21 protein-coding genes and 1 pseudogene are annotated in these 22,963 nt (G+C 63.2%); 7 read left to right on the forward strand and 15 right to left on the reverse strand.

Translation table 11 applies throughout. The features are described from left to right. Positions 1-6: 6 nt before the first annotated feature. Positions 7-357: a hypothetical protein gene (locus NKH91_RS02925; protein WP_023721943.1), complete on the reverse strand. Its 351-nt coding sequence runs from the start codon at positions 355-357 to the stop codon at positions 7-9. Between the two features lie 191 nt (positions 358-548). Here NKH91_RS02925 and NKH91_RS02930 point away from each other — a divergent pair, with 191 nt between their 5' ends. After that, positions 549-848, forward strand: coding sequence for a DUF2934 domain-containing protein (locus tag NKH91_RS02930; RefSeq protein ID WP_023721944.1), 300 nt, complete (start codon positions 549-551; stop codon positions 846-848). Positions 849-929: 81 nt separating this feature from the next. Here NKH91_RS02930 and mgrA read toward each other — a convergent pair whose 3' ends face one another. The 7 genes from mgrA to NKH91_RS02965 form a co-directional block, all read right to left on the reverse strand. Further along, complete coding sequence (mgrA, locus tag NKH91_RS02935; RefSeq protein WP_023721945.1) at positions 930-1,976, reverse strand: L-glyceraldehyde 3-phosphate reductase; 1,047 nt, start codon at positions 1,974-1,976, stop codon at positions 930-932. Between the two features lie 129 nt (positions 1,977-2,105). Next, complete coding sequence (locus NKH91_RS02940) at positions 2,106-3,254, reverse strand: Gfo/Idh/MocA family protein (RefSeq protein WP_023721946.1); 1,149 nt, start codon at positions 3,252-3,254, stop codon at positions 2,106-2,108. Positions 3,255-3,266: 12 nt separating this feature from the next. Continuing rightward, positions 3,267-4,013, reverse strand: a complete 747-nt coding sequence (locus tag NKH91_RS02945; protein WP_023721947.1) for a sugar phosphate isomerase/epimerase family protein — start codon at positions 4,011-4,013, stop codon at positions 3,267-3,269. 87 nt (positions 4,014-4,100) lie between these two features. Next, positions 4,101-5,231 (reverse strand): ABC transporter ATP-binding protein, encoded by a 1,131-nt coding sequence (locus NKH91_RS02950; RefSeq protein ID WP_352847350.1) that lies wholly within the window; start codon positions 5,229-5,231, stop codon positions 4,101-4,103. Between the two features lie 5 nt (positions 5,232-5,236). Continuing rightward, positions 5,237-6,172, reverse strand: coding sequence for a carbohydrate ABC transporter permease (locus tag NKH91_RS02955; RefSeq protein WP_352483609.1), 936 nt, complete (start codon positions 6,170-6,172; stop codon positions 5,237-5,239). Next, on the reverse strand, positions 6,165-7,058 hold the full coding sequence (locus NKH91_RS02960; protein ID WP_023721950.1) for a carbohydrate ABC transporter permease: 894 nt from the start codon (positions 7,056-7,058) through the stop codon (positions 6,165-6,167). Before NKH91_RS02960 ends, NKH91_RS02955 begins: the two co-directional genes overlap by 8 nt. A 107-nt stretch (positions 7,059-7,165) precedes the next feature. Next, positions 7,166-8,404, reverse strand: coding sequence for an ABC transporter substrate-binding protein (locus NKH91_RS02965; protein WP_031194918.1), 1,239 nt, complete (start codon positions 8,402-8,404; stop codon positions 7,166-7,168). Positions 8,405-8,800: 396 nt separating this feature from the next. Here NKH91_RS02965 and NKH91_RS02970 point away from each other — a divergent pair, with 396 nt between their 5' ends. Beyond that, a complete protein-coding gene (locus NKH91_RS02970) occupies positions 8,801-9,850 on the forward strand; it encodes a LacI family transcriptional regulator (protein ID WP_352847348.1) in 1,050 nt (349 codons plus the stop codon). A 335-nt stretch (positions 9,851-10,185) separates the two neighbouring features. On the opposite strand, the pseudogene NKH91_RS02975 reads toward NKH91_RS02970, so the two are convergent. Then, positions 10,186-10,371 (reverse strand): annotated as a pseudogene (locus tag NKH91_RS02975) (tyrosine-type recombinase/integrase); the annotation flags it as partial. A 175-nt stretch (positions 10,372-10,546) separates the two neighbouring features. Here NKH91_RS02975 and NKH91_RS02980 point away from each other — a divergent pair. The 3 genes from NKH91_RS02980 (at position 10,547) to NKH91_RS02990 (ending at position 13,711) form a co-directional block, all read left to right on the forward strand. Continuing rightward, complete coding sequence (locus NKH91_RS02980) at positions 10,547-11,629, forward strand: type 1 glutamine amidotransferase family protein (protein ID WP_352847345.1); 1,083 nt, start codon at positions 10,547-10,549, stop codon at positions 11,627-11,629. A 122-nt stretch (positions 11,630-11,751) separates the two neighbouring features. Beyond that, the gene (locus NKH91_RS02985) at positions 11,752-12,774 is read left to right on the forward strand and encodes an AraC family transcriptional regulator (protein WP_352592771.1); all 1,023 of its coding nucleotides are present in this window, start codon (positions 11,752-11,754) and stop codon (positions 12,772-12,774) included. Positions 12,775-12,883: 109 nt separating this feature from the next. Next, positions 12,884-13,711 (forward strand): SDR family NAD(P)-dependent oxidoreductase, encoded by an 828-nt coding sequence (locus NKH91_RS02990; RefSeq protein ID WP_352642661.1) that lies wholly within the window; start codon positions 12,884-12,886, stop codon positions 13,709-13,711. 313 nt (positions 13,712-14,024) lie between these two features. Here the strand turns inward: NKH91_RS02990 and gnd are convergent, their stop codons facing one another. From gnd to NKH91_RS03020, 6 genes are all read right to left on the reverse strand, one after another. Next, positions 14,025-15,449 carry an NADP-dependent phosphogluconate dehydrogenase gene (gene gnd / locus NKH91_RS02995; RefSeq protein WP_352847342.1) on the reverse strand — a complete coding sequence of 475 codons (1,425 nt, stop codon included), beginning with the start codon at positions 15,447-15,449 and terminating at the stop codon, positions 14,025-14,027. 140 nt (positions 15,450-15,589) lie between these two features. Then, positions 15,590-17,227, reverse strand: coding sequence for a copper resistance CopC/CopD family protein (locus NKH91_RS03000; RefSeq protein WP_502898965.1), 1,638 nt, complete (start codon positions 17,225-17,227; stop codon positions 15,590-15,592). A gap of 52 nt (positions 17,228-17,279) precedes the next feature. Next, positions 17,280-17,798 carry a YcnI family copper-binding membrane protein gene (locus NKH91_RS03005; RefSeq protein WP_352847336.1) on the reverse strand — a complete coding sequence of 173 codons (519 nt, stop codon included), beginning with the start codon at positions 17,796-17,798 and terminating at the stop codon, positions 17,280-17,282. A 25-nt stretch (positions 17,799-17,823) separates the two neighbouring features. Continuing rightward, a complete protein-coding gene (locus NKH91_RS03010) occupies positions 17,824-18,360 on the reverse strand; it encodes a copper chaperone PCu(A)C (protein WP_352847333.1) in 537 nt (178 codons plus the stop codon). A 99-nt stretch (positions 18,361-18,459) separates the two neighbouring features. Next, a complete protein-coding gene (locus NKH91_RS03015; RefSeq protein WP_352483618.1) occupies positions 18,460-18,816 on the reverse strand; it encodes a DUF2946 family protein in 357 nt (118 codons plus the stop codon). Between the two features lie 119 nt (positions 18,817-18,935). Next, a complete protein-coding gene (locus NKH91_RS03020) occupies positions 18,936-19,838 on the reverse strand; it encodes a GntR family transcriptional regulator (protein WP_352483619.1) in 903 nt (300 codons plus the stop codon). Positions 19,839-20,094: 256 nt separating this feature from the next. Between NKH91_RS03020 and NKH91_RS03025 the strand changes: the two genes are divergently transcribed. Further along, positions 20,095-21,600 carry a UxaA family hydrolase gene (locus NKH91_RS03025; protein WP_352847330.1) on the forward strand — a complete coding sequence of 502 codons (1,506 nt, stop codon included), beginning with the start codon at positions 20,095-20,097 and terminating at the stop codon, positions 21,598-21,600. 332 nt (positions 21,601-21,932) lie between these two features. Further along, complete coding sequence (locus NKH91_RS03030; RefSeq protein ID WP_023721963.1) at positions 21,933-22,928, forward strand: ABC transporter substrate-binding protein; 996 nt, start codon at positions 21,933-21,935, stop codon at positions 22,926-22,928. Positions 22,929-22,963 lie beyond the last annotated feature (35 nt).

The following is a 22,963-nucleotide window of genomic DNA, read 5'->3' on the forward strand; positions in this document are numbered from 1 at the left end:
TCGGAACTAGAACCAGCGATCGCGGCGCTGGTCTGTGGCGGCCAAGGCGAGGCCCAGTAGCGCCCCTACGGCCGCTCCGAGTATGAATGCGGACGATACTGTGCCGGGATTCTCCTGGACGACCCCGGAAACCGTCTGCGCCCTGTTGCGCAGGGCTTGCGCCGTCCGGGACGCGCGGTCAGCAGCGCTGTCATACCAGTCGCCGGCCTCTTCGATCGCCTCTTCCGCGCGTTCGGCCAAGGTCCGATTGATCTTGCTGATCTCACGCCTCAGCTGCGCGACCTGCTTCTCCAGGGCTTCCTGAGCTTCACGTTGAGTCATCTTCGGTGCTGCGGATTCGTTCGGGTCGTCGGCCATGGTAATCTCCTTTGCGGAAGGCTCGGCTCAACGGTCGGCCCACTGTGCAGGTTCCTCGGCAAAACGATTCTGTCCGGTGTTTGTTCGGTGAGAACCCGGGATTTGTTCGGCATGTGTGCGAATTCGGCATCAACATCGGATCGTTCCAGCGCTCCCCGCGTTGGTGAAAACGCCACAAGGGAGGAACCGCCATGGATGACGATCGACATGAAAAAATTCGGCAGCGAGCCTATGAAATCTGGGTGCGCGAAGGCCGCCCGCACGGCGAACATGAGCGTCATTGGCAGCAGGCGAAGCGAGAGCTTGACCTCGACGACGCGGATCGCGGTCCGGCTGGAGTGATCGCCAGTTCCGACGTTCTGACGGTCGAGGCACTGGCGATGCGCACCGGGATAACCGGTGATCAGGCGCAAGAGCTGATCGACAGGCTCGGCAACGACAGAGCCGCACTCGAAGAAGCCGCGCGGAACCTCAAGGCAGCCGAAAGTTAGCCGCTGGCCACCGTGTCGAAGACAGCTATCAGTTTGCGCTGCCGCGTCTTTCGATGAAAACGGACCGCGGACCGTCTTCGCCTACTTCCTTGGCGGCCCCTTGCGCTCGGCCGACGTCGCCCAGAGATTGATGTCCGACTCGCGGGCAAAGGTGTCGATCTCGGCGAGCTCGGCATCGCTGAAGTCGAGCGTCTCGAGCGCGCCGACGCAATCCACGACCTGTTCCGGCCGGCTGGCGCCGATCAGCGCCGACGTCACCCTGCCCCGGCGCAACACCCAGGCCAGCGCCATCTGCGCCAGCGTCTGGCCGCGGCGACGGGCGATGACGTTCAGCGCCTCGATATTGCCGATCGATTTGTCGTTGATGAATGCCGGGCGCAGCGACTTGCCCTGGCTGGCGCGGCTGCCATCGGGGATGCCGCCGAGATATTTGTCGGTCAGCATGCCTTGCGCCAGCGGCGAGAACACGATGGAACCGACGCCAAGCCCCTCGAGCGTATCGAGCAGGCCATCATCCTCGACCCAGCGGTTGAGCATCGAATAGCTCGGCTGATGGATCACGCAAGGCGTGCCGAGCTGCTTCAAAATGTCGGCGGCTTCGCGGGTGCGCTGTGAATTATAGGAGGAAATGCCGGCATAGAGCGCCTTGCCCGAGCGCACCGCGTGATCGAGCGCGCCCATCGTCTCTTCCAGAGGGGTGTCGGGGTCGAAGCGATGGGAATAGAAGATGTCGACATAATCGAGCCCCATCCGCTTCAGGCTCTGGTCGAGGCTGGCCAGCACATATTTGCGGCCGCCCCATTCGCCGTAAGGTCCTGCCCACATTTCGTAGCCGGCCTTGGTCGAGATGATCAGCTCGTCGCGATAACCGGCAAAGTCCGTCCGCAGGATCTCGCCAAAGGCCCGCTCCGCCGAGCCGGGCGGCGGGCCGTAATTGTTGGCGAGATCGAAATGCGTGATGCCGAGATCGAAGGCCTTGCGCGTGATTGCCTGCTTGGTTCTATGCGGCGTGTCATCGCCGAAATTGTGCCACAGCCCGAGCGAGATCGCCGGCAGCTTCAGGCCGGACCGCCCGCAGCGATTGTAGACCATCTTTTCGTAGCGGTTCTCGGCGGGAACATAGGGCATGGGAAATCCTCATATCGAAACGAGCCCGACGGCTGTCGCCGCGACGCACGGCAGCCGAGCCTTCCGCACCTTTAGCCTCTCCCCGCGCAAACGGGGAGAGGTTTTTACGGTGCTTGGGAGGTGCGCCGCCTACTTCGTTTTCTTCTTCGCCAGCAGCTCCTTCGCTGCCTTGACGCCGAGTGCCGCGGGCCGCTCGCAGCTGGTCTGCATGGCGACGAACTTTCCGGTCTCGCCAGAACGCAACAGGCCGGTCATGACATCGACGGCATGCAGCGCCAGTTCCATCGAGCAGCGGTGCGGCCGGCCTTCGGTAATCGCGATCGCCATGTCGGCAAGGCCGGCGGTGCGGTAGTTGGCCATCATGCCATGCGAATGCATCTCGTTGGGCACGCCGAACGGATGCCGCCATTTCGGCAGCTTCTTCACCGGCTTGGCGGCCTCGGTGTAGCGCACCTCGCCGCCGAAGAAATTCGGATCCGGCACGAACACCGTGCCTACCTCGCCATAGAGCTCCATCGGCGCGTGGCCATGGCTCCAGACATCCCAGCTGGTGTTGAGCGTCACCACGGCGCCGTTCTCGAATTCCAGCACGCCATGGATCGTCGTCGGCGTGGAGACCGGGATCTTTTCGCCGGCGCGCGGCTTCGAGCTGATGATGCGTTCCGTCATCGGGATCGAAGCAAAAGCCGCGACCTGCTTCACCGGCCCGATCAGCTGGATCAGGTTGGTGATGTAATACGGTCCGATATCGAGCACCGGCCCGGCGCCCGGCTGGAAGAAGAAGTCCGGATTGGGGTGCCAATGTTCCATCCCATGGCTCATCACATGACAGGTGCCGCTGGTGATCCTGCCGAGCCTGCCGGTGTCGATCAGGTCGCGGACAAGCTGGTGCGCGCCGCCGAGGAAGGTGTCGGGCGCCGAACCGATGCGCAGCCCCTTGCTTTCGGCCCGTTTCTTCAGGTCGAGCCCTTCCTTGACCGAGAGCACGAAGGGCTTCTCCGAATAAACATGCTTGCCGGCGTCGAGAATCTGCTTCGACACCTCGTAATGCACCGCCGGAATGGTCAGGTTGACGATGATGTCGATATCGTCGGCCTTGAGTAGCCCCTCGACGGTCTCGGCGCGCAGCTTGAACTCTTTTGCCCGCGCTTTCGCCGCTTCCATGTTGATGTCGGCGCAGGCGCGCATCTCGATGCCACGGAACAGCGGCGCCAGCGAGAAATACGCCTTCGAGATGTTGCCGCAGCCGATGACGCCGATGCCAAGTTTTGTTGCCATGCTGGTGTGCTCCTAATAGGTCTTGGCGGCTGCGATCGAGCGGCGGGCGAAGCGCGCGATATCGTTGGGATTGTCCTGTTCCATGACGTAGTATTTTGCGGCGCTTTTGGCGCGCAGCGCCTTGATCAGGCCGGGCCAGTCGATGGTGCCGTGGCCGACATCCGACCAGCCGTCCTCGTCGAGTCCCTCGCCCGCCTTGGCCATGTCCTTGACGTGGACGGCGACGATGCGCTTGCCGTGCTTCTCGATCCAGGGCAGCGGATCGACGCCGCCGCGCACCACCCAGGCGACGTCCATCTCCCAGCCGATGTCAGGCGCCGAGGACAGAATATGGTCCTGCGGCACCGAGCCGTCGGCAAGCGCCTTGAACTCGAAATCATGGTTGTGCCAGGCAAAGCCATAGCCGGCTTTCCTGGCCGTCTCGCCGACCTTGGCCAGGCGTTCGCCGAAGCCGCGCCAGCCGGCTGTGTCGGCCGGCCTGAACTCGGCGTTCAGGAACGGGCAGATGAGCAGCGTGATGCCGAGCGCGTCGGCCGTCCTGCGCACGCCATCGAAATCCTTCTCGAGCGCGTCGATCGAGAAATGCCCGGTCGGCATGGCAAGCCCGTTCTTGTCGAGTTCCGCACGGAATGCCTTGGGATCGTCATAGACACCACCGAACCCTTCGACTTGGCTGTAACCAAGCTCGCCCAGCATCTTGAGCACGCCCTCCCAGGGCTGGAAATTGCGGGCACTGTAAAGTTGGAATGACCAGTTCATCGTCTCTGTCCGTTTTCTTGTGGATGGTTAGTCTTGGGGGGATGAGTCTTGGGGGGAATGGAAGGGTCTTGGGTGGCTAGATCTGCTCTAGAGGCGGTTACCTGTGGCGGCGTCGAACAGCGAGGCGCGCATCGGATCAAAACCGATGCCGACCGCCTCGGCGTTGTTTGGCGTGCGCTCGGCTGTCACCCGTACCGTGAAATTCTGGCCGCCGAGCTTCAGCCAGACCAGCGTGTCGGAACCCATGGGCTCGACGACCTCGACACTTGCCGTGGCTGCGAATGGCCATCCCGTGCCGCTGTTGAACGCGACGTGCTCGGGGCGGAGGCCGAACACGGCCGGTCCCGGCACCGGGTCCTTCTCGAAAGCATAGGTGGCAAGCGGAATCCGTACATCCTCGGCGACGAAGTGCCAGTCGCCGTCCGCCTGCTCCAGCCTGCCGTCGAGGAAGTTCATCGCCGGCGAGCCGAGGAAGCCGGCGACAAACCGGTTGACCGGCCGGTTATAGATGGTCTGCGGTGCATCGAGCTGCTGGATGACGCCGCCCTTCATCACCGCGATGCGGTCGGCCAGCGTCATCGCCTCGATCTGGTCGTGGGTGACGTAGATCATGGTGTTCTCGAGCTTGCGATGCAGCAGCTTTATCTCGACGCGCAATTCCGCGCGCAGCTTGGCGTCGAGGTTGGAGAGCGGCTCGTCGAACAGAAAGACATCGACGTCACGCACAAGTGCGCGCCCGATCGCCACGCGCTGGCGCTGGCCACCGGACAGAGCCGCCGGCTTGCGATGCAAAAGCGGCTCGATCTGCAGGATCTCGGCGGCCCGGGCGATGCGCTTGGCGATCTCGTCCTTGGCGAGGCCGGCAACGCGCAGCCCAAACGACAGGTTCTTCTCCACCGTCATCTGCGGATAGAGCGCGTAGGACTGGAACACCATGCCGATGCCGCGATCCTTGGGCTCTTCCCAGGTGACGTTCTTGCCCTTGATGAAGATGCGGCCTTCGGAAACGTCCAGCAGCCCGGCAATGCAGTTGAGCAGGGTCGACTTGCCGCAGCCGGACGGGCCGAGCAGCACGATGAACTCGCCTTCTGCGACATCGAGGTTGAGCGTCTGCAGCACCGATATCGCGCCGAAATTCAGCGACAGGTTCTGGATCGAGACGCTGGTGCCGTTTGCCCCGCTGCTGCCGTTTACCTCAACACTGCCGTTTGCGTTCATCGCCATCATCCTTTCACCGCGCCGGCGGCGATGCCGCGCACAAACAATTTTCCGGACAGGAAATAGACGATCAGCGGCACCAGGCCGGTCAGGATGGTGGCTGCCATGTTGACGTTGTATTCCTTCACGCCTTGCACCGAGTTGACGATGTTGTTGAGCTGCACCGTCATCGGATAGGTGTCGGGGCGGGTGTAGACGACGCCGAACAGGAAGTCGTTCCAGATGCCGGTCACCTGCAGGATGATGGCGACGACGAAGATCGGCAGCGACATCGGCAGCATGATGCGGAAATAGATGCCCCAGAAGCCGGCGCCGTCGACACGCGCTGCCCGGAACAGCTCCTCCGGCATGGAGGTAAAGTAGTTGCGGAACAAAAGCGTGAGGATCGGCATGCCGAAGATGGAATGGACGATCACCAGGCCGCTGAGGCTGCCGTAGAGGCCGACCTCGCGCAGGATAATGACGATCGGATAGATCATCACCTGATACGGGATGAAGGCGCCAACGATCAGGATGATGAAGAAAGTGTCGGCCCCTTTGAAGCGCCAGTTGGCCAACGCATAGCCGTTCACCGAGGCGAGCGCGATCGACAGGATCACCGACGGGATGGTGATGCGCACCGAATTCCAGAAGCCACGCGACAGCCCGTCGCAGTTGAGCCCGGTGCAGGCGCTCGACCAGGCCTTGACCCAGGGCTCGAAGGTGATCTCCATCGGCGGCGAGAAGATGTTGCCAAGGCGTATCTCAGGCATGCCTTTAAGCGATGTCACCACCATGACGTAGAGCGGCAAAAGATAGTAGAGCGCCACCACGATCAGCGTGCCGTAGAGGAAGATGTTGCGGCGCGAGAACGTGTGGCGCGGCTTCGGTCCGCTCGGCCCGTAGGCTTCGAGCCCGCCGGCGCCGCCAATAGCAGGCAATGAGACGGCATGGTCAGACACGCTTCTTGCCTCCGAACTCGAGATAGGCCCACGGCACGATGACGATGATCACCGACAGCAGCATCATCGTCGAAGCGGCGAACCCTTGGCCGAGGTTCTGGGCGAAGAACATGTAATCATAGACATATTTGGCCGGGACTTCGGAGGCGATACCGGGCCCGCCGCTGGTCTGGGCGACGACAAGGTCGTAGACGCGAACAATGTTGGAGGCGACGATGACCAGCGTGGTGATGAAGACCGGCCGCATCATCGGTATGATGATGAACAGATAGGTCTTCCAGGTCGGTATCCCGTCGACCCGCGCGGCCTTCCAGATATCCTCGTCGATGCCGCGCAGGCCGGCCAGCATCAGGCACATTATCAGCCCGGTGCCTTGCCAGAGAGCGGCGATCAATATGCCGTAGATGACGATGCTGGAATCATAGAGCGGATTGAAGCTGAAGCTCGTCCAGCCGAGGCTGCGCACCACTGCCTGGACACCGAACTCGGGGTTGAGCAGCCATTGCCAGACGAGACCGGTGACGATGAAGGACAGGGCGAAGGGATAGAGGAAAATGGTCCGGAATGTGTCCTCGAACCGGATCTTCTGGTCGAGCAGGGCAGCAAGCAGGAAACCGATTACCAGCGAGAACACCAGCGACAGCACGCCGTAGATCAGCAGGTTCTCGATCGAGATCAGCCAGCGCGGCGTCGCCCACAGCCGGTAATACTGGTCGAGACCGACGAAGTGCAGCCGCGGCAGCAACTTGGAATTGGTGAAGGAATAGAACACCGTCCAGACGGTGCCGCCAACAAAGATCACCAGCGCGGTGAAGATCATTGGGATCGAAGCGATTTTCGCATTGAGGTTGCGAAAGAGTTGGCTGGGGCGTTCGCTCTTGCTCATCTGCACAGCCGCGCTGGATCGGGTAAGGGCGGGAGGGTCAAGAGGTCTTGACCCGAGCTCCCGACCCTGCGCTCGCAGGGGCGGGAGTGAGGCGCTTGATCGATCGCTCAATCGGCCGAACCGACGATGGCGGCGAAGCGCTTCTGCGCATCTTCCACGGTCATGTCCTGCTTGGCGAAGAACTCGGAGAACAGATCCTCCTTTTGCTTCTGCGTATCCTGCGAAAGCAACTGGTCCGTCCAAGGCATGACATTGCCCTTGGCGAGGATTTCGAGGCCCTTCTTCATGCAGTCGTTCGCCGCCTTGAGGTCGACGTCGCCGCGCACCGGCAGCGAACCCTTCTTGAGATTGAAGGCGACCTGCGTCTTGGGATCAAGCAGCGTGTGGGCCAGCACTTCCTGCGCCTTCGATTTTTCGGGATCCTTCAGCAGCGGGAAGTAAAAAGCGTCGCCGCCGGTGGCGATCATCTCGTTGAGGCCGAGGCCCGGAAGGCAAGTATAGTCCTTGCCGGCGGTCTGGCCGGCAACCTGGAACTCGCCCTGCGCCCAGTCACCCATGATCTGGCCGCCGGCCTTGCCGGTGATGACCAGGTTGGTGGCCTGGTTCCAGTCCTGCACATTGGTGTTCTTCGCCATCTTGCGGGCGTCGTCCGCGGCCTTGAAGACCTTGGCGACTTCGGGCCCGGCGGCGAATTCCGCGTCCTTGTCCTTATAGACCTTGAGGAAGGCATCGGTGCCGCCGACCGCCGCGAGCAGCACGTCGAAAGCGCCGGAGGCCTGCCAGGGCTGGCCGCCGACCGCGAGCGGCTGGATGCCTGCTTTTTCAAGCGCGGGCGCCGCAGCGACATATTCATTCCAGTTCTTCGGCACCGGCACGCCGGCTTTTTCGAAGGCGGCGTTCGACAGCCACAGCCACTGCCAGGAGTGGATATTGACCGGCACGCAATAGATTTTGCCATCGAGGGTACAGCCGTCGAGCAGGCTCTTCGGCTGCACGATTTCCGTCCACTTTTCCTTGGTGGCGAGATCGGTGAGGTCGCGCATCAGCCCGGCCTGCACCAATTCTTCCGCCTGCCGGCCGTGATTGAACTGGGTCGCGCCCATCGGGTCGCCGCCGGTGATGCGGCTGATCATGATCGGCCGCGCTGTGCCGCCGGAGCCGGCGATGGCGCCGTCAACCCAGTGATTGCCGGTTGCGTCGAAAGCCTTGGCGAGTTCGGCGACCGCTGCCGCCTCGCCGCCGGAGGTCCACCAATGGGTGACTTCCAGATCCGTCGCGGCCGCCGGGCCGGCGAATTGCAGCGCGGTCGTCAATGCCAGCGCAGCAGTCATGAGTTGGTATCGCATTTCGTTCCTCCCAGAATCTGAAACGTTACAGATTTTGGATACGGCAATTGCTTCGGACGCGCAACCCCTCAGGCAAATCCGGCGCCAAATTTTTTCGAAGCGCGAATAAAATCACCTGGCCCGTCGAGCTACCGCATCGCAACAAGAGAGGTTGCACTGCAAAAAATTGATGCTGCGACGCCAGAAACCCGGAAAAGCCCGTTTCAATCGTTCTTTTTTGCGCCGACCGGAGTACCGCTCGTTTTGCGCCTATCACCAGTGATATCGCGACGGCAGTGACAATCTGTAACGTTTCAGTATATAGCGGTCTCATTCGGTGAAGGCCCGCGGCGTACCCGCGGCCCGCCGATTGCCGGCCTGCCCGGCAACTGCTATGCGCCTGACGGGGCGGGACGAATGAACAGGCATCAAAAAGAGAAGGCCGACGAAGCGTCGGGGCAGGGCCGGCCGACACTGAAGACGCTCGCCTTCATGACCGGGCTGGGCGTCACCACCGTGTCGCGCGCGCTGAAGGACGCGCCCGAGATCGGCGCCGAGACCAGGCGTCGCGTCCAGCTTGTCGCCAAACAAATCGGCTATCGGCCCAACCGTGCCGGCGTCCGCCTGCGCACCGGCAAGACCAATGTCATCAGCCTGGTGCTCAACACCGAGCACGAGATCATGAGCTTTGTCTCGGACATCATCTACGGTGTTTCGGAAGTCATTGCCGATACGCCCTATCACTTGATCGTGACGCCCTATTCACGCTCGCAGGATCCGCTCGACCCGATCCGTTACCTCGTGGAAACCGGTTCAGCCGACGGCGTCATCATTTCGCGCACGCAGCCGAACGATCCGAGGGCCCGTTATATGCTGGAGCGCGGCATCCCCTTTGCCACGCATGGCCGCACCGACATGGGGCTGATCCATCCCTATCATGATTTCGACAATTACGCTTTCGCAGCCGAGGCGGTGCGCCATCTGGCCGGCCTCGGCCGCCGCCGGCTGGCTCTCTTGGCGCCGCCGGTCGAGCTGACCTATCACGGCCACACGCTCGCCGGCTTTGCCGATGCGCTGAGCGAGGTCGGCGCCAGCGAGATTCCGTTCAACACCGTTTCGATCGATCATTCGATCGAGCAGATCAGAATGCGGACGGCGCAGCTGATGCGCCGCGAAAGCCGCCCGGACGGTTTCATCAGCAGCGCCGCCGCCGCGACGCTCGCCATCGTCGCCGGCATCGAAGACGCCGGCCTCAAGCTTGGCCGCGATGTCGATGTGGTGTCCAAACAATCGTCGGAGCTTCTGCACCTGTTTCGCAGCGAATTGCTGGTCGTCAACGAGAACTTCCGGCTGGCCGGCGCCGAACTCGCCCACTCGGTGCTGGGCTGGATCGGCGGCGCCGCACCCGGCACCCTGCAAAGCCTGAGCGAGCCGGGCGAAGTGCAGGCCTATCGCCGTCCGGCGTGAGCGGGACATGTTCAGATTGAACTGGCATCCGGCTCCATCTATTTGTCATAGCCGCATTTCTGCGACGCTGAGTGATTCCACTTGGCTGCAAAATGCGCGCTGCTGACTGGCAACCTTGGGGCCGGTAGTTGACCGGCAGCTTCGAGGATCGGATCTTAAGAAGCGGACCTTCAGGAACCCGCGGCGCTCGAGACGGTTCGCGAAACGGGCGATCCGCAGATGCTTTTTCGTGTTATGATGCGGTTACAACACGCGTAGTCTCGACCTCGGCAATCTGGCAGGGGCCGGAAAGCTATATGTTGCCCGGCGCAGGAAAGTTTTGCGCCCGTCCGGCATCGAACTGTGTTCTCGATCTTGCTATGTCCGAGCAAAGTCTGAATCGCTCGTAGATTGCCGGTCGCCTTGTATATGAGCGACGCTTTCGTCCTGCGCAGCGAGTGAGTGCCGTAGTCCTCAGGTGTCAGCCCAATCGCGGTCCCCCACTCGTCGACCAGCCGCGCGTACTGACGCGTGCTCAGGTGACAGGCGTCACCCCCGCACAGTGGCGCGAGCAGAACACCGAGAGATTGGCGGCCATCGCAAGTTTTCTGTCGCATCCTGTAAGTGAATGCGACAGGAGGCGTGCCTAAATCCGCCGATGAATGGCAGGGACGGCCTGACCCTCACCCCGGCCGAAAGCATTGAAAGGAACAAGTCATGCCCACCACCAAGCGCCGCGCACTGATCCTCATCTCGTCCGGCCGCCAGCTGCCGCTGGCCGAACCGGCCGACGTCAAGTCGATCTCGACCGGGTTCTTCCTGGTCGAGATGGCTCAAGTGCTCAAGGAGTTCGAGAACGACTACGAGTTCACCTTCGCTACCCCCGACGGCAACGCCCCTCAACTCGACATCAACGGCATGGCCCTGTCCGTGCAATCCATCGAGAAGACCGGCGCCATGACCATCCCCCTCCGTATGCAGCAGCGCCGCCGCTCGTTCGACGTCAACAGCTTCCGGCAGCGCCACCCCGCGTTGGTCGCCCGCCGCGAGCAGGAAGTTCAGCTGCTGGAGCGGCACATCGGCCGGATCCCGGTCTCCGAACTATTGCCTAACAGCGAGCCGGAGCTCGCCGAGTACTGCCCCGAACTGGTTCGCCGCCTCGCAAAGCTGCCCGAGGGCACCTTCCACTCGCTACAGGAACTCGTCCAGCGTCACCGCGACTCGGCCGACCCGTTCACTTTCGCCGACTTTGACTTCATCCACACCCCCGGCGGTCACGCCCCCATGGTCGACTTCCGTGACAACCCGTGGCTCGGCGAAACCCTCCACATAGCCCGGGAGAACAGCGTCATCATCTCGCTGATCTGCCACGCGCCTGTGGCGGTGACCTCCACCCGGCAGCGCATCGACGCTCAGGGCCACCCCTACCTCGTCAGCGACAACCCGTTCCTCGCCGCCACCATCTCGACCGTCCCCACGATCGGCGAGCTGTTCGCGCTGCGGTTCCTCTACCCACGCGTCCCCGGCAAAAAGACCCGAACCTCCTACTTCGTCGACGCGGCCATCAAGGAAGCTGGCTTCACACTCGCGACCTCCCTCAACATCGCCGCCCCGCTACTGGCCTACGAGCCGTCCGTGCGGCTGCTCACCGGCAACGGCCCGCAGGCCATCGACCAGCAGGCCGCTAAGCTGCGCAGTGTCCTCACCAGCACTCACGCCCCCCGACGCGCTAGCGCCACGCAGTTGAGCATGCAACCGTTACGGTCCACCCTGCCGGTCACACAGTGGACGACCCGGTAGGGCAGATGGATGACTGGATCGGTGGCGGATTCGGGTACGTTGTGATCGAACTGGGGCCGGGCTAGACGACGATAGGACAGCGGCGCTCATATGCCGCCATTACGGGTGAGTGAAAGACTGCCATGACACGGCTACCAATCGACAGATGCAAAGTCCCACAGGCCTTTTGGCGCGCTGTAGAGCGGGCTGGCATCTCACCAGCGGCATTGTTGAGGCAAGCTCGGTTGCCTGCGACCCTCCACATTTCCGAAGACGCTTGGGTCAATACCGCCCAATACTTCGAACTCTGGCAAGCACTGGAGGAGCTGTCGGGCGACCCTGCGATCGGGCTGCATATCACAGTCGCGGCAGATACATCGGTCCATCCCCCCGCGACCATGTCGGCCTTCTTCGCCAAGGATTTCCGTGACGGCCTCAACCGTCTTGCCAGGTTCAAGCGGCTTTGCACCCCGGAAGAGCTGCACGTGATAGAACGTGATGGTGAGGCTTTTGTCAGCTTCGACTGGATCCACGCCGTTGGCACGGAGCCTGACGTAGCGGTCGATGTGACGTTTGCAGCAATCCTTGAACTGGGACGACGCGGAACAGGTCGTCACATCGTCCCGCTGCGAGTGGACATGACCCGAAAAGGCCCGACGACCCGAGCGCACAAGGAGTACCTCGGAGCGCCAATAACCTTCGGGGCGCCCAAGAACCAGCTGGTGCTGCGTGCCGATGATCTGGATCGACCGTTCGCTGGGCACAACCCCGAGCTGCTCGCCATCCTTACACCGGCACTGTTGGCCTCGCTCGACGAGATCGATGCGCAAAGCTCGTTGCCAGAACAAGTGAAGATTGTCCTGAAGCGGCGGTTGGCCAGCGGCAAGCCCGAACTATCGGACGTGGCCAACGTCCTGGGGATGAGCGAACGCACGCTGCAGCGCCGTATTTCGGAATCTGGGACAAGTTTCAGGCTGCTACTGGAGGCTTCCCGCCAGGAACTCGGTCGCGAAATGCTGGCCAGCGGCGCGAACGCGGCTGATGAGATTGCCTATCTATTAGGGTATCAGGATACCAGCTCGTTCTATCGCGCCTTCCGCGAATGGGAAGGTGTCACCCCCGCACGGTGGCGCGAGCAGAACACCGAGGCCTCTCGCCTAAACTAGAGATTGGCGCCCATCGCCAGTTTTCTGTCGCAACCTGCAAATGAATTCGACAGGGGGCCTGCCTACCTCAAGAGAAGTGCCCAATGGCACGCAACCATGAGGTAGATCGATGTCGAAAGTCTGGTTCATTACAGGCGCCAACCGTGGCTTTGGTCGAGTGTGGGCGGAAGCCGCACTCAAGCGCGGCGACAGGGTTGCCGCGACGAGCCGGCAGCCTGAGGCCTTGCAGGATCTCGTCACTCAATTCCGCGATGCGGTCCTGCCCCTGCGGCTGGATGTGACCGATCGCGCCGCCGCAATTGCCGCTGTCGGACAGGCTGCCAAAACATTTGGTGGTCTCGACGTTGTCGTCAACAATGCGGGCTACGGCCTTTTCGGTGCGGTCGAAGAAGTCACGGAGCAGCAGGTGCGCGATCAGCTCGAAGTGAATTTCTTCGGTGTGCTGAACGTCACGCAGGCTGTCTTGCCCATCCTGCGCAAGCAGGGGCATGGCCATATCATCCAGGTGTCCAGCATCGGTGGCCTGATGTCCTACCCCAATCTGGGGGCCTATCACGCCTCCAAGTGGGCGGTCGAAGGCCTCACCGAGTCGCTGGCGCAGGAGGTTGCCCCGTTCGGCATCAAAGTGACCTTGGTGGAACCGGGCGGCTATGCCACCGACTGGGGCAGGGGCTCGGCCGTCCACGCCAACCCGGCGCCGCAGTATGACCCTCTGCGCCGTGGCCAGGCAGACATCTGGGCCAACCTGCCCGCGGAGTTCATTGGCGAACCGACGGCGACGGGTCCGGCGATCCTGCAGGTCGTCGATGCCGCCGAGCCCCCGACCCGGATCTTTTTCGGGCTCACCCCAACCAAGACCATCGTGGATATCTACGCCAAGCGCCTCCAGACCTGGAAGGATTGGGAGGCGGTTTCGATAGCGGCGAACGGCCACTGAGGCAGCAGCCTGCGGGGCCTGCCGATTGACGGCCCCGCGCAGGTCAAACGACCGCCACTGACCGCTTCCAATCGGGCATTGAGGTAGCTCCAACGTTCGCCTCCGCTTCGTTTCGTCCTGCGCGGGTCACGCTTTTTTCGTGGTCGGATAGCGGCGCGCGCCGAAGCTGCCACAAGCATTGGTCGGATCGGCTCGGGGTGCCTTGCTTTTGGACGCGCTATGATGCGCAGCAGACAGTTGCGGCGTTGCCCCGGCGAAAGAACGGCAGCTATTGGGAAGTCGCCGAGGCGGCTTGGACGGCCGAAACAGGGCGCTAACCCGCCGCTCCACTCCCCCACGGGCCATGAAACGCGCCCTGCCCATCGATGCGCTCGAAGCCGTGCGCGCCGAAGAAATCGCGCTGCGCCTGGATCAGGTTCGAAGTGCCGCGGCCCTGCCGGTAACTGTCGAAATAGGCAAGTGCCGATGACAGGGCCGGCACCGGCGAGCCGGCTTCGGCTGCCCTTGCCACGACACGGCGAAGCGACGGATGTGCCTCCTGCATCAATGAAACGAAAGCCGGCGCCATCAACAGGTTGGTGGCTGCGCCGCCGGCGCCGAAGGCCTCCGCCATTGTATCCAGCAATTGCGAGCGGATGATGCAGCCGGCCCGCCAGATCTTGGCGATGACCGGCATCGGCAGGTTCCAGTTGAATTCCTTCGACGCGCCGCTCATCACCGCGAAGCCTTGCGCGTACGCGGCGATCTTGCCGGCAAACAGCGCCAGCTCGAGATCGCCGAGCAGGGCGTCCCTGTCTCCGGAAATCTTGCTCACGCCGCCGCCATAGACCTTTTCGGCGGCCAGCCGCTCGTCCTTGATCGACGACAGCACGCGTGCCGCCACAGCCGCCTCGATTGCGGTGGCCGGGATGCCGAGCTGCTGCGCCTCGATCACCGACCATTTGCCGGTGCCTTTCTGGCCGGCGCGGTCGAGAATGATGTCGACCACCGGTTTGCCGGTCTTGGGATCGTCGGCGGCCAGCACCTTGGCGGTGATCTCGATCAGGTACGAGTTGAGCCTGCCCGTGTTCCACTGGGAAAACACCTCAGCGATCTCTTTCGGTCCCATGCCGAGCCCGTTGCGCAATATGCCGTAGATCTCGGCGATCATCTGCATGTCGGCGTATTCGATGCCGTTGTGGATGGTCTTGACGAAATGGCCGGCGCCGTCGGTGCCAAGCCACGCCGCGCAAGGCTCGCTCTTGAACTTGGCCGAGATCGCGGTCAGCACCTTTTCGACGCGCTTCCAGGACTCTTCGGTGCCGCCGACCATGATCGAGGGACCGTGGCGTGCGCCCTCCTCGCCGCCGGACACGCCCATGCCGATGAAGGTCAGGCCCGAATCGGTAAGCTCGGAGAAGCGCCGCATCGTATCGCGGAAATTGGCATTACCGGCGTCGATGACGATGTCGTTGGCCGACAGCACGCCGCGCAATGCCGCGATCTGCTCGTCGACCGGCTTGCCGGCCAGCACCATGATGATGATCGGCCGCGGCGGCCGGATCGCGGCAGCCAGTTCCTCGAGGCTATAGCAAGGCACCACCCTGTCCCTGAGCGCGCCGGCATTTTCGACAAAGGCATCGGTGCGCGCCGCGGTGCGGTTGAAGACGGCAATGCGGTGCCCCTTCTCGGCGATATTGAGCGCCAGGTTGGAGCCCATCGTGCCAAGGCCGATCAGGCCGATTTCGGCTTTTTCCATCGTTTCTTCCCTGCTTTCGGATCTTGTTGGTTTGAGCCCGCGATTGGGTTGGATGCCCATTCTTGATGACGATGATTGACGGGCCTTCAAGGCGGCGTCAACCGTCTCGCCGAATTGTGTTGCGCAGACCAGCGCCGTCTTCATGGCCGGATATCGATCGGCGCTTCGATCTTCACCATCTCGAAATCCGAGACCAGGATATCGAGCCGCGCTGTCCACCGGCCGGCGACCGGAATGACGAGATCGTCGACGCGCCAGGTGCCGTCGCCGGGCTTCGTCGCAGGGCGTTTTATCGGCTCGATGCCGGAATCGGGCTTTGACAGGACCAGCGTCACCTGCTTGGCGTCGAGCGGGCCGAAATCGCCGCTCATGATGAAGATCGAAGCGGCAACAGGCCCGGCATGGCCGGGCGCAATGCTGAGATCGGCCATCGCTTGCAACGTGTGGATATGCACCGATGCCGGCTGTGCCGCGGCGATTGCTAGTGCGCGCGGCGGTGGCGTGAAGCGCCAGCCGGCGCCAACTCCGAAGATCGCCAGCACGATCAGCAGCTCGATAAAGATCGAGCGGGCCAGCCGCCGCTGGACTTCCGTTTCGCCCGCCTCAGCCGGCGCCGTAAGCTTGAAGCGACTGATGGCGGCGAGTGTGAACAGAAAGACGAGCAGCACCAGCTTGAGCAGCAGCAGCCGGCCATAAGCGGTATGGACCAGCGCCGATGGCGTTTGCACCTGGATGACGGCGAGCACGATGCCGGCTGCCGCAAGCACGGCCACGACGAACAGGATCGCTCGCGAAAACCGACGCAGCAATGGCCCGGCTTTGTGCGGCTGCCGTTTCAAGGCAAGACCGAGCGGCGCCAGCGCCCCGACCCAGACGGCGATACCAGTGGCGTGCAGAAACACCATCGGCCGGGTCAGCCATTGCGGCTCGGCGGCGCTGGCATGCCCGCTGGCGGCAAGTGCTGCGCCGACGCCAACCAGTCCGGCCAAGGCGAGCGGCTTTGCGTCGGCGGGCGGCACGACCAGCGATAATAGGCTGAGGCCGAGCGCCATCAGCGCGATCAGCACCGTCCAGCCGAAGCTGGTGCCGAGCCCTGTCTGCCAGATGACCGGCTGCGCCAGCCGGGCAAGCGGCGCGCCAAGCGCATCCAGCCCCTGCATGCCGAGCGACAGGGGTGCGGCGGCCAGCCCGCACAGGATTGCCGCGACGATCAGGGCCTGGCCGGATCGACCGCCTTGCGCCAGCCAGGCCAGCGCAAAGGCACCGCCGACGCCGAAAAACAGGCCGATATATAGAAAAACCTTGCCGATCCAGATCGCCGTTCGAAGCCCCCGGTCGACGGCTTCGGAGGCGGCCGGCGCAGCACTCGGTGCGCCGACCGAGAACAGCACCGAGCCGCCGACCGGATGGCCGTCGGCGGAGATTACCCGCCAGCTCAGCACATGCGTGCCGGATGTCAGCGCCTGCGGATTGTCGATCTCGACGGTCTGGCCGCTGAGCCGGAAGGAGCTCAGCGGGACCGCCGTGCCGTCGGGCCGCACCAGCGTCAGCACCAGCGGCGAAACCGGCTCGCTGAAGGTCAGCGACATCTGCGGCGGGCTCTGCGCCAGCACCGCACCGTCAGCCGGCTCGGCCTTGATCAGCGCCGCATGGGCGAAGGCCGGATCAGGCATGGCAATTACGGCGAGCAGCACGATGGCGGCGAGCAGGCCAGCCACAAGCCGGCCAGAATGGTTGCCGGCCATGCAAGCTCGCCGCAGGAAGGATGCCGCGCTCATCTCACCGCCAAGAGCAGCGGCGCGCTCATCCGCCAAAGCGCGCCGCTGGAGCTCACTTCTTCGGCAGCAGCTTGAGGCCGGGCGCCGGAAATTCCAGCGCGTCCTCAGCCTGCCCGACCGCCGGAATTTCAATCCAGCGATCGGCGACGCCGTCACATTCCTGCACCACCGGGAAATGCAGCGTCTGGCCTGCCGGCAGGTCGGACGCCAGTGTCGTGCGAAAGACGAATTCGTCGTAGAATTCGTCCGGCAGGCTGCCGGCGCTCCAGTCGACCTCCTTGACGCCGCTGGTCACTGCCTGGCCGTAGAGCTGGTAGGACTTCTCGTATTTGCCGTTCTTGACCTGCAGCGTCCAGCCCGGCTTCGGCATCGGTTTGACCGAGAGCACCCCTTCCGGGATCTGCACGCGCAAGGCGGTCGTCGCCTTGCCCTCGCAGCCATGCGGCACCCGAAGAACCGCCTTGTAGGTCGAGCCCACCGCCGCCTCCGGCGTTTCGAGCGTAATGTGGGCAAAGGCCGCGCCGGTCCCGAGGACGAGAAGCACGCAGCCGGGCAAAAGAGATTTCTTCATGATGCTACCTCTCGAAGCGGCCAAGTCAGTCGTCGTCCTGGGGTGCCGCGCTGCCTATGCCTTGCACGGCGAATTCAATCTGCACGGGCCCGGCTTTCTCGAAGGTCAGCGTGGCGGAGAACATTTCGCCCTCCTTGGGCTGCCGCTTCAAATCCATGAACATCAAATGATAGCCGTTGGGCGCCAATGCGACCTTGCCACCGGCCGGGATTTCGAGGCCGCCGGTGACCGGCCGCATGGTCATGACGCCATTGCTGACGCCCATCTCGTGCAGTTCGGCCTTGGCCGAAATGTCGGAGGTGATCGACAGCAGGCGATCCGGCGCACTGCCGGTGTTGGTGATGGTGAAGTAGCCGCCGGCTACCTTGGCGCCGGCTGGCGTGGCGCGCGACCAGGGGTGCCCGATCTCGAGACCGCCAAGCTTGAACTCATGTGCCAACACCGTCTGGGCGTTGGCGAACAGGAGGGCAAGAACGCAAAGGGCGACGCCGAGACGCTGCTCGAAACTACCCAGTGAGAAGCGCCTGCGGCTGGATGCGGCAGCGCGAAAAGAGTGAGACATGATTGCTCCGTGGATTTTAAGAGATCGCGCCGATGCCGGTCGCGAACGATGTCGATAAACGCGCCGGCCAAGGGTGTGCGCTGCGCAAACCAGAACGGATCAGGCCGTCGCCGGTGGTGCGCGCGGATTGGACGGAGTGCGGGCGCGGGCGAAATCGCGATGCCGGAAGGCCGGCAGGAAAAAGGCGATGGTTTCGACGGAAGGGCTGCGAGACAGGCTCCCGGTGGCATCGGGCGGCGCGTAGACCGCCGAAACGAGGTTGCAGCCAAGCATGCAGCAAGCCGGCATGTGCTGCTGATGCGGATCCCCGGCCGGGAGTTGCGCCGCACCGTCATGGGTGCAGATCGTGTTGCCGAAAGCATCGAATTGCGAGGCGTTCGGCTCGATGCCGGAAGCAAACGCGCCGAACATCGACTGGAGCACGAAAAGCCAGGCCGCGGCGAACGCGACCGGCATGCTCCATCGTCTCCGGCGTATGGTCAAGAACCAGCCTCTTCACGCAGCAACGTCAGTTCTCTAGCACGGAGCCGGCGGCCGGAAAATCGCCAAAACGTTGCTGCGGCAACGCAACACAATCACGCGCGCAGCGGCTGCCTGCCCTCCGGGATCGACGTCAGCAGCGTGTGGCGGGCCGATTTCAGGTGCTTGCGGCAGGCGGCGTCGACCTTGGCGAGATCGCGCGATTTGAGCGCGGCGATATAGGCGAGATGCTCCTGGACCGCGACTTCGTTGCGCTCGCGCTCCTGCGCCTTGTTCCACTGGTAGTGGTAGTGGAAGATCATGGCGATGACGTCGTAGAAATCGACGATGAAGCGGTTGTGCGAGGCGCGGTGGATCAGCCGGTGAAAGCGCTCGTCGAGCTCGGAGAACGCGTTGAAGCGCACGGCGATCTCGCGCGCCAGCAGGCGATGCTCGTCTTCCAGGCTGTCGAGGTCGGCCCAGACCGGGCTGTCCTCGGGCAGAGCGGCAAAGGCGGCGGCCGAGCGCAGTTCGAACATCTCGCGGATTTCGGTCAGCTCCAGCGCGAAGGCGCGGGTAAAGCCTTTCAGCACCCAATGACTGTTGCGGCGCTTCTCGATCAGGCCGAAGCGCGAGAAGCGGATCAGGAATTCGCGCACGCTGGTGGTGCCGACGCCGATCTCGCGCGCCAGTTCGAGTTCGTTGATCTGCATGCCGGCCTCGGCGCCACCGGCAAGCAGCCGCCGCATGAAGGAGCGTTCGATGATCTCGGCCAGCGTGTCGGTCTCTTCCTCGGGAAAAAAATCGTCCGGCCGCGGCTCGCGCAGAACCGTCTTGCTGCGCTTGTTCCAATCGATCAGCCCGGTCTCTTCCATGCGGGCAAGGATGGTGCGGACGGTCGTGCGGCTGACGCCGAGCAGCGTGCCCAGCTCCGGCTCCGAAGGCAGGCTCCTGGTTTCGTCGAGCAGCCTAAGACCGCGATTATAGGCGTCCTTGTATACGTTGTTGCTCTTCGACATCCCCTGCCCCGTGGCGCGCCGGCGTTTGCGGCCGGCGTGAAGCTTTTCTCGCGCATGAAATCGGAATCGCTTCGGAAAACATCATGCGCAACGCTAGTTTTGGTTGTAGAGCCTACGTCGCGCATCCAAAAGACGCGTCGCGCTCTGGCGAAAAAACAATTGACGCAAAAATGTTTTTTCACGATAAAAGACATTATATGTTAAGAGCCGCGTGTCAATCCGCTCGCGCACCCAGGAACATACCCAGGAAGCTCCCGTGAACGCCGCAAACAGCATTCTTCTGTCTCCCGCCGACAATGTCGCGGTCGCCAATGGCCGCATCGAGATCGGCACCGTACTGCCGGGCGGCGCCGCCGCCGCCGCGCTGATCGAGCCGGGCCACAAGGTGGCGATCAAGCCGATTGCCGCCGGCGAAGCCGTGGTCAAATACGCCCAGGCAATCGGCCGTGCCACGCAGGATATCGCGCCCGGCGAGCATGTCCATTCGCACAATCTGGTCTTCGAAAGCGGGCGTTTGCCGGTGGTGCCGCCGAGCGAGGCCGTGCACGCGACCGAGGCCGACCGCGCCCGCACCTTCATGGGCTACCGCCGTGCCGACGGCCGTGCCGGCACGCGCAACTTCATCGGCATTCTCGCCAGCGTCAATTGCTCGGCCACCGTCTGCCATGCCATCGCCGACGCGGCGAACCGCACGCTTCTGCCGCAATATCCCGGCATCGACGGCTTCGTCCCGATCGTCCACGGCCAGGGCTGCGGCATGAGCGCCACCGGCGATGGCATGATGGTGCTGCACCGTACGCTGGCCGGCTATGCACGTCATCCGAATTTCGGCGGCGTGCTGATGGTCGGGCTCGGCTGCGAGGTCAACCAGCTCACCCTCTATGGCCAGAAGGGCGTCGCCGCGGGAAAACGCCATTTCAACATCCAGGAAGCCGGCGGCTCGCGCAAATCGGTCGAGAAGGCGCTGGTCGTGCTGGCCGAGATCGCCGAAGAGGTCGGCAAGCTTCAGCGTGAGCCGATCCCGGTCAGCGAGATCGTCGTCGGCCTGCAATGCGGCGGCTCCGACGGCATGTCCGGCATCACTGCCAACCCGGCGCTGGGTGCGGCCGTCGACATTTTGGCCGGCGTCGGCGGCGTCGGCATCCTCTCCGAAACGACGGAGATCTACGGCGCCGAGCACCTGCTTGCCTATCGCGCCACAACTCCCGAGATCGCCGCCAAGCTCGACGGCTACGTGAAATGGTGGGAAGACCATGTCGCCAAGCATGGCGCATCCATCGACAACAATCCCTCGCCGGGCAACAAGCGCGGCGGCCTGACCACCATCCTGGAAAAGTCGCTCGGCGCGGTCGCCAAGGGCGGCCAGACGCCGCTCAACGGCGTCTTCGGCTATGCCGAAAAGGTCACCGGGCACGGGCTGGTGTTCATGGACACGCCCGGCTACGACCCGGTCTCGGCCACCGGCCAGGTGGCGGGTGGCGCGAACGTCATCGTCTTCACCACCGGCCGCGGCTCCTGCTTCGGCTGCCGGCCGACGCCGTCGATCAAGGTCGCCAGCAACTCGACCATGTACCACACCATGGAAGAGGACATGGACGTGAATTGCGGCGTCATCGCCTCGGGCGAAAAGACCATTGCCGGCATGGGCCGCGAGATCTTCGAACTGATCGTCGAGACAGCTTCGGGCCGCAAGACCAAGAGCGAGGAATTCGGCTACGGCGACAACGAGTTCGTGCCTTGGCACCTCGGCGCGACGCTCTAAGCCGGACCGCTCGCGACAGTCGCGAACACCTGACGTGATCGCCAGGTGTCGCAGTTCGTACACTCCCAAAAAAAGAATGAACATTCCATATTGACTGAGTGATGGAATTAATATTCCATGCGGGATATTGGAGGAGATTGGCAGCGGAGTTCCGACAGAAAGAACTCTTCCGCCCAGCCATCCGAGGCAGGCATCAAACAGCGCTTGCGCCGACTGAGTTGATGCACTATCAAAATGCGGTAAATGTTTTTTATTGATAAAGTTCCGTTTGGGCCGCGCCATCCGAATGGAGCTTCCATAACATTCACCGGGCGACTTAGGGAGGACTCCTAATGAAATTCGTGACCAGCATTCTCAATCGCCGCGCCTTCGTGGCACTCACAGCCGCCTCGATGCTTGCCGGCGTGATGCATTCGGCCCCGGCATCCGCGGCCGACGTGACCATTCCGATCATCGTCAAGGACACCACGTCCTTCTATTGGCAGATCGTCCTGGCCGGCGCCCGCAAGGCCGGCAAGGACCTGGGCGTCAACGTGCCGGAGCTCGGCGCCCAGGCCGAGACCGACGTCAACGGCCAGATCTCGATCCTCGAAAATGCCGTCGCCGGCAACCCGGCCGCCGTCGTCATCGCACCGACCGAAGCCAAGGCGCTCGGCAAGCCGATCGACGAGGCCGCCACCAAGGTCAAGATCATCGGTATCGACTCCGGCGCCGACTCCAAGGCCTTCACCTCGTTCCTGACCACCGACAACATTCAGGGCGGCCGCGTCGCCGCTGACGGCCTTGCCGCAGCCATCGGCGAAGCCAATGGCGGCAAGGTCGAGGGCGACGTCGCCCTGATCACCGCGCTTCCGGGCGCCGGCTCGCTCGAACAGCGCGCCCAGGGCTTCAAAGAACAACTCGCCGCCAAATATCCCGGCCTCAAGCTGGTCGCCGACAAATACGCCGACGGCCAGGCCACCACCGGCCTCAACATCGCCACCGACCTGATCACCGCCAACCCCAACCTCAAGGGCATCTTCGCCTCCAACCTGATCATGGCGCAGGGCGTCGGTCAGGCGATCGCCGAGAACAGCCTCGCAGGCAAGGTCGGGCTGGTCGGCTTCGACAGCGACGAGAAGCTGATCAAGTTCCTCAATGACGGCGTCATTTCGGCGCTCGTCGTCCAGGATCCGTACCGGATGGGCTATGACGGCATCAAGACGGCGCTTGCCGCCTCGAAGGGCGAGAAGGTCGAAGCCAATGTCGACACCGGCGCCAACCTGGTCACCAAGGCCAACATGAAGGATCCGAAGATCGACGCGCTGCTCAACCCGAAGCTCGACTGAGCATCGCCACTGTGAACTGTTTCCGGGGCCTTTTC

Origin of the sequence: Mesorhizobium sp. M0894 (assembly GCF_040319725.1) — a bacterium.
Taxonomy (GTDB): Bacteria; Pseudomonadota; Alphaproteobacteria; order Rhizobiales; family Rhizobiaceae; genus Mesorhizobium.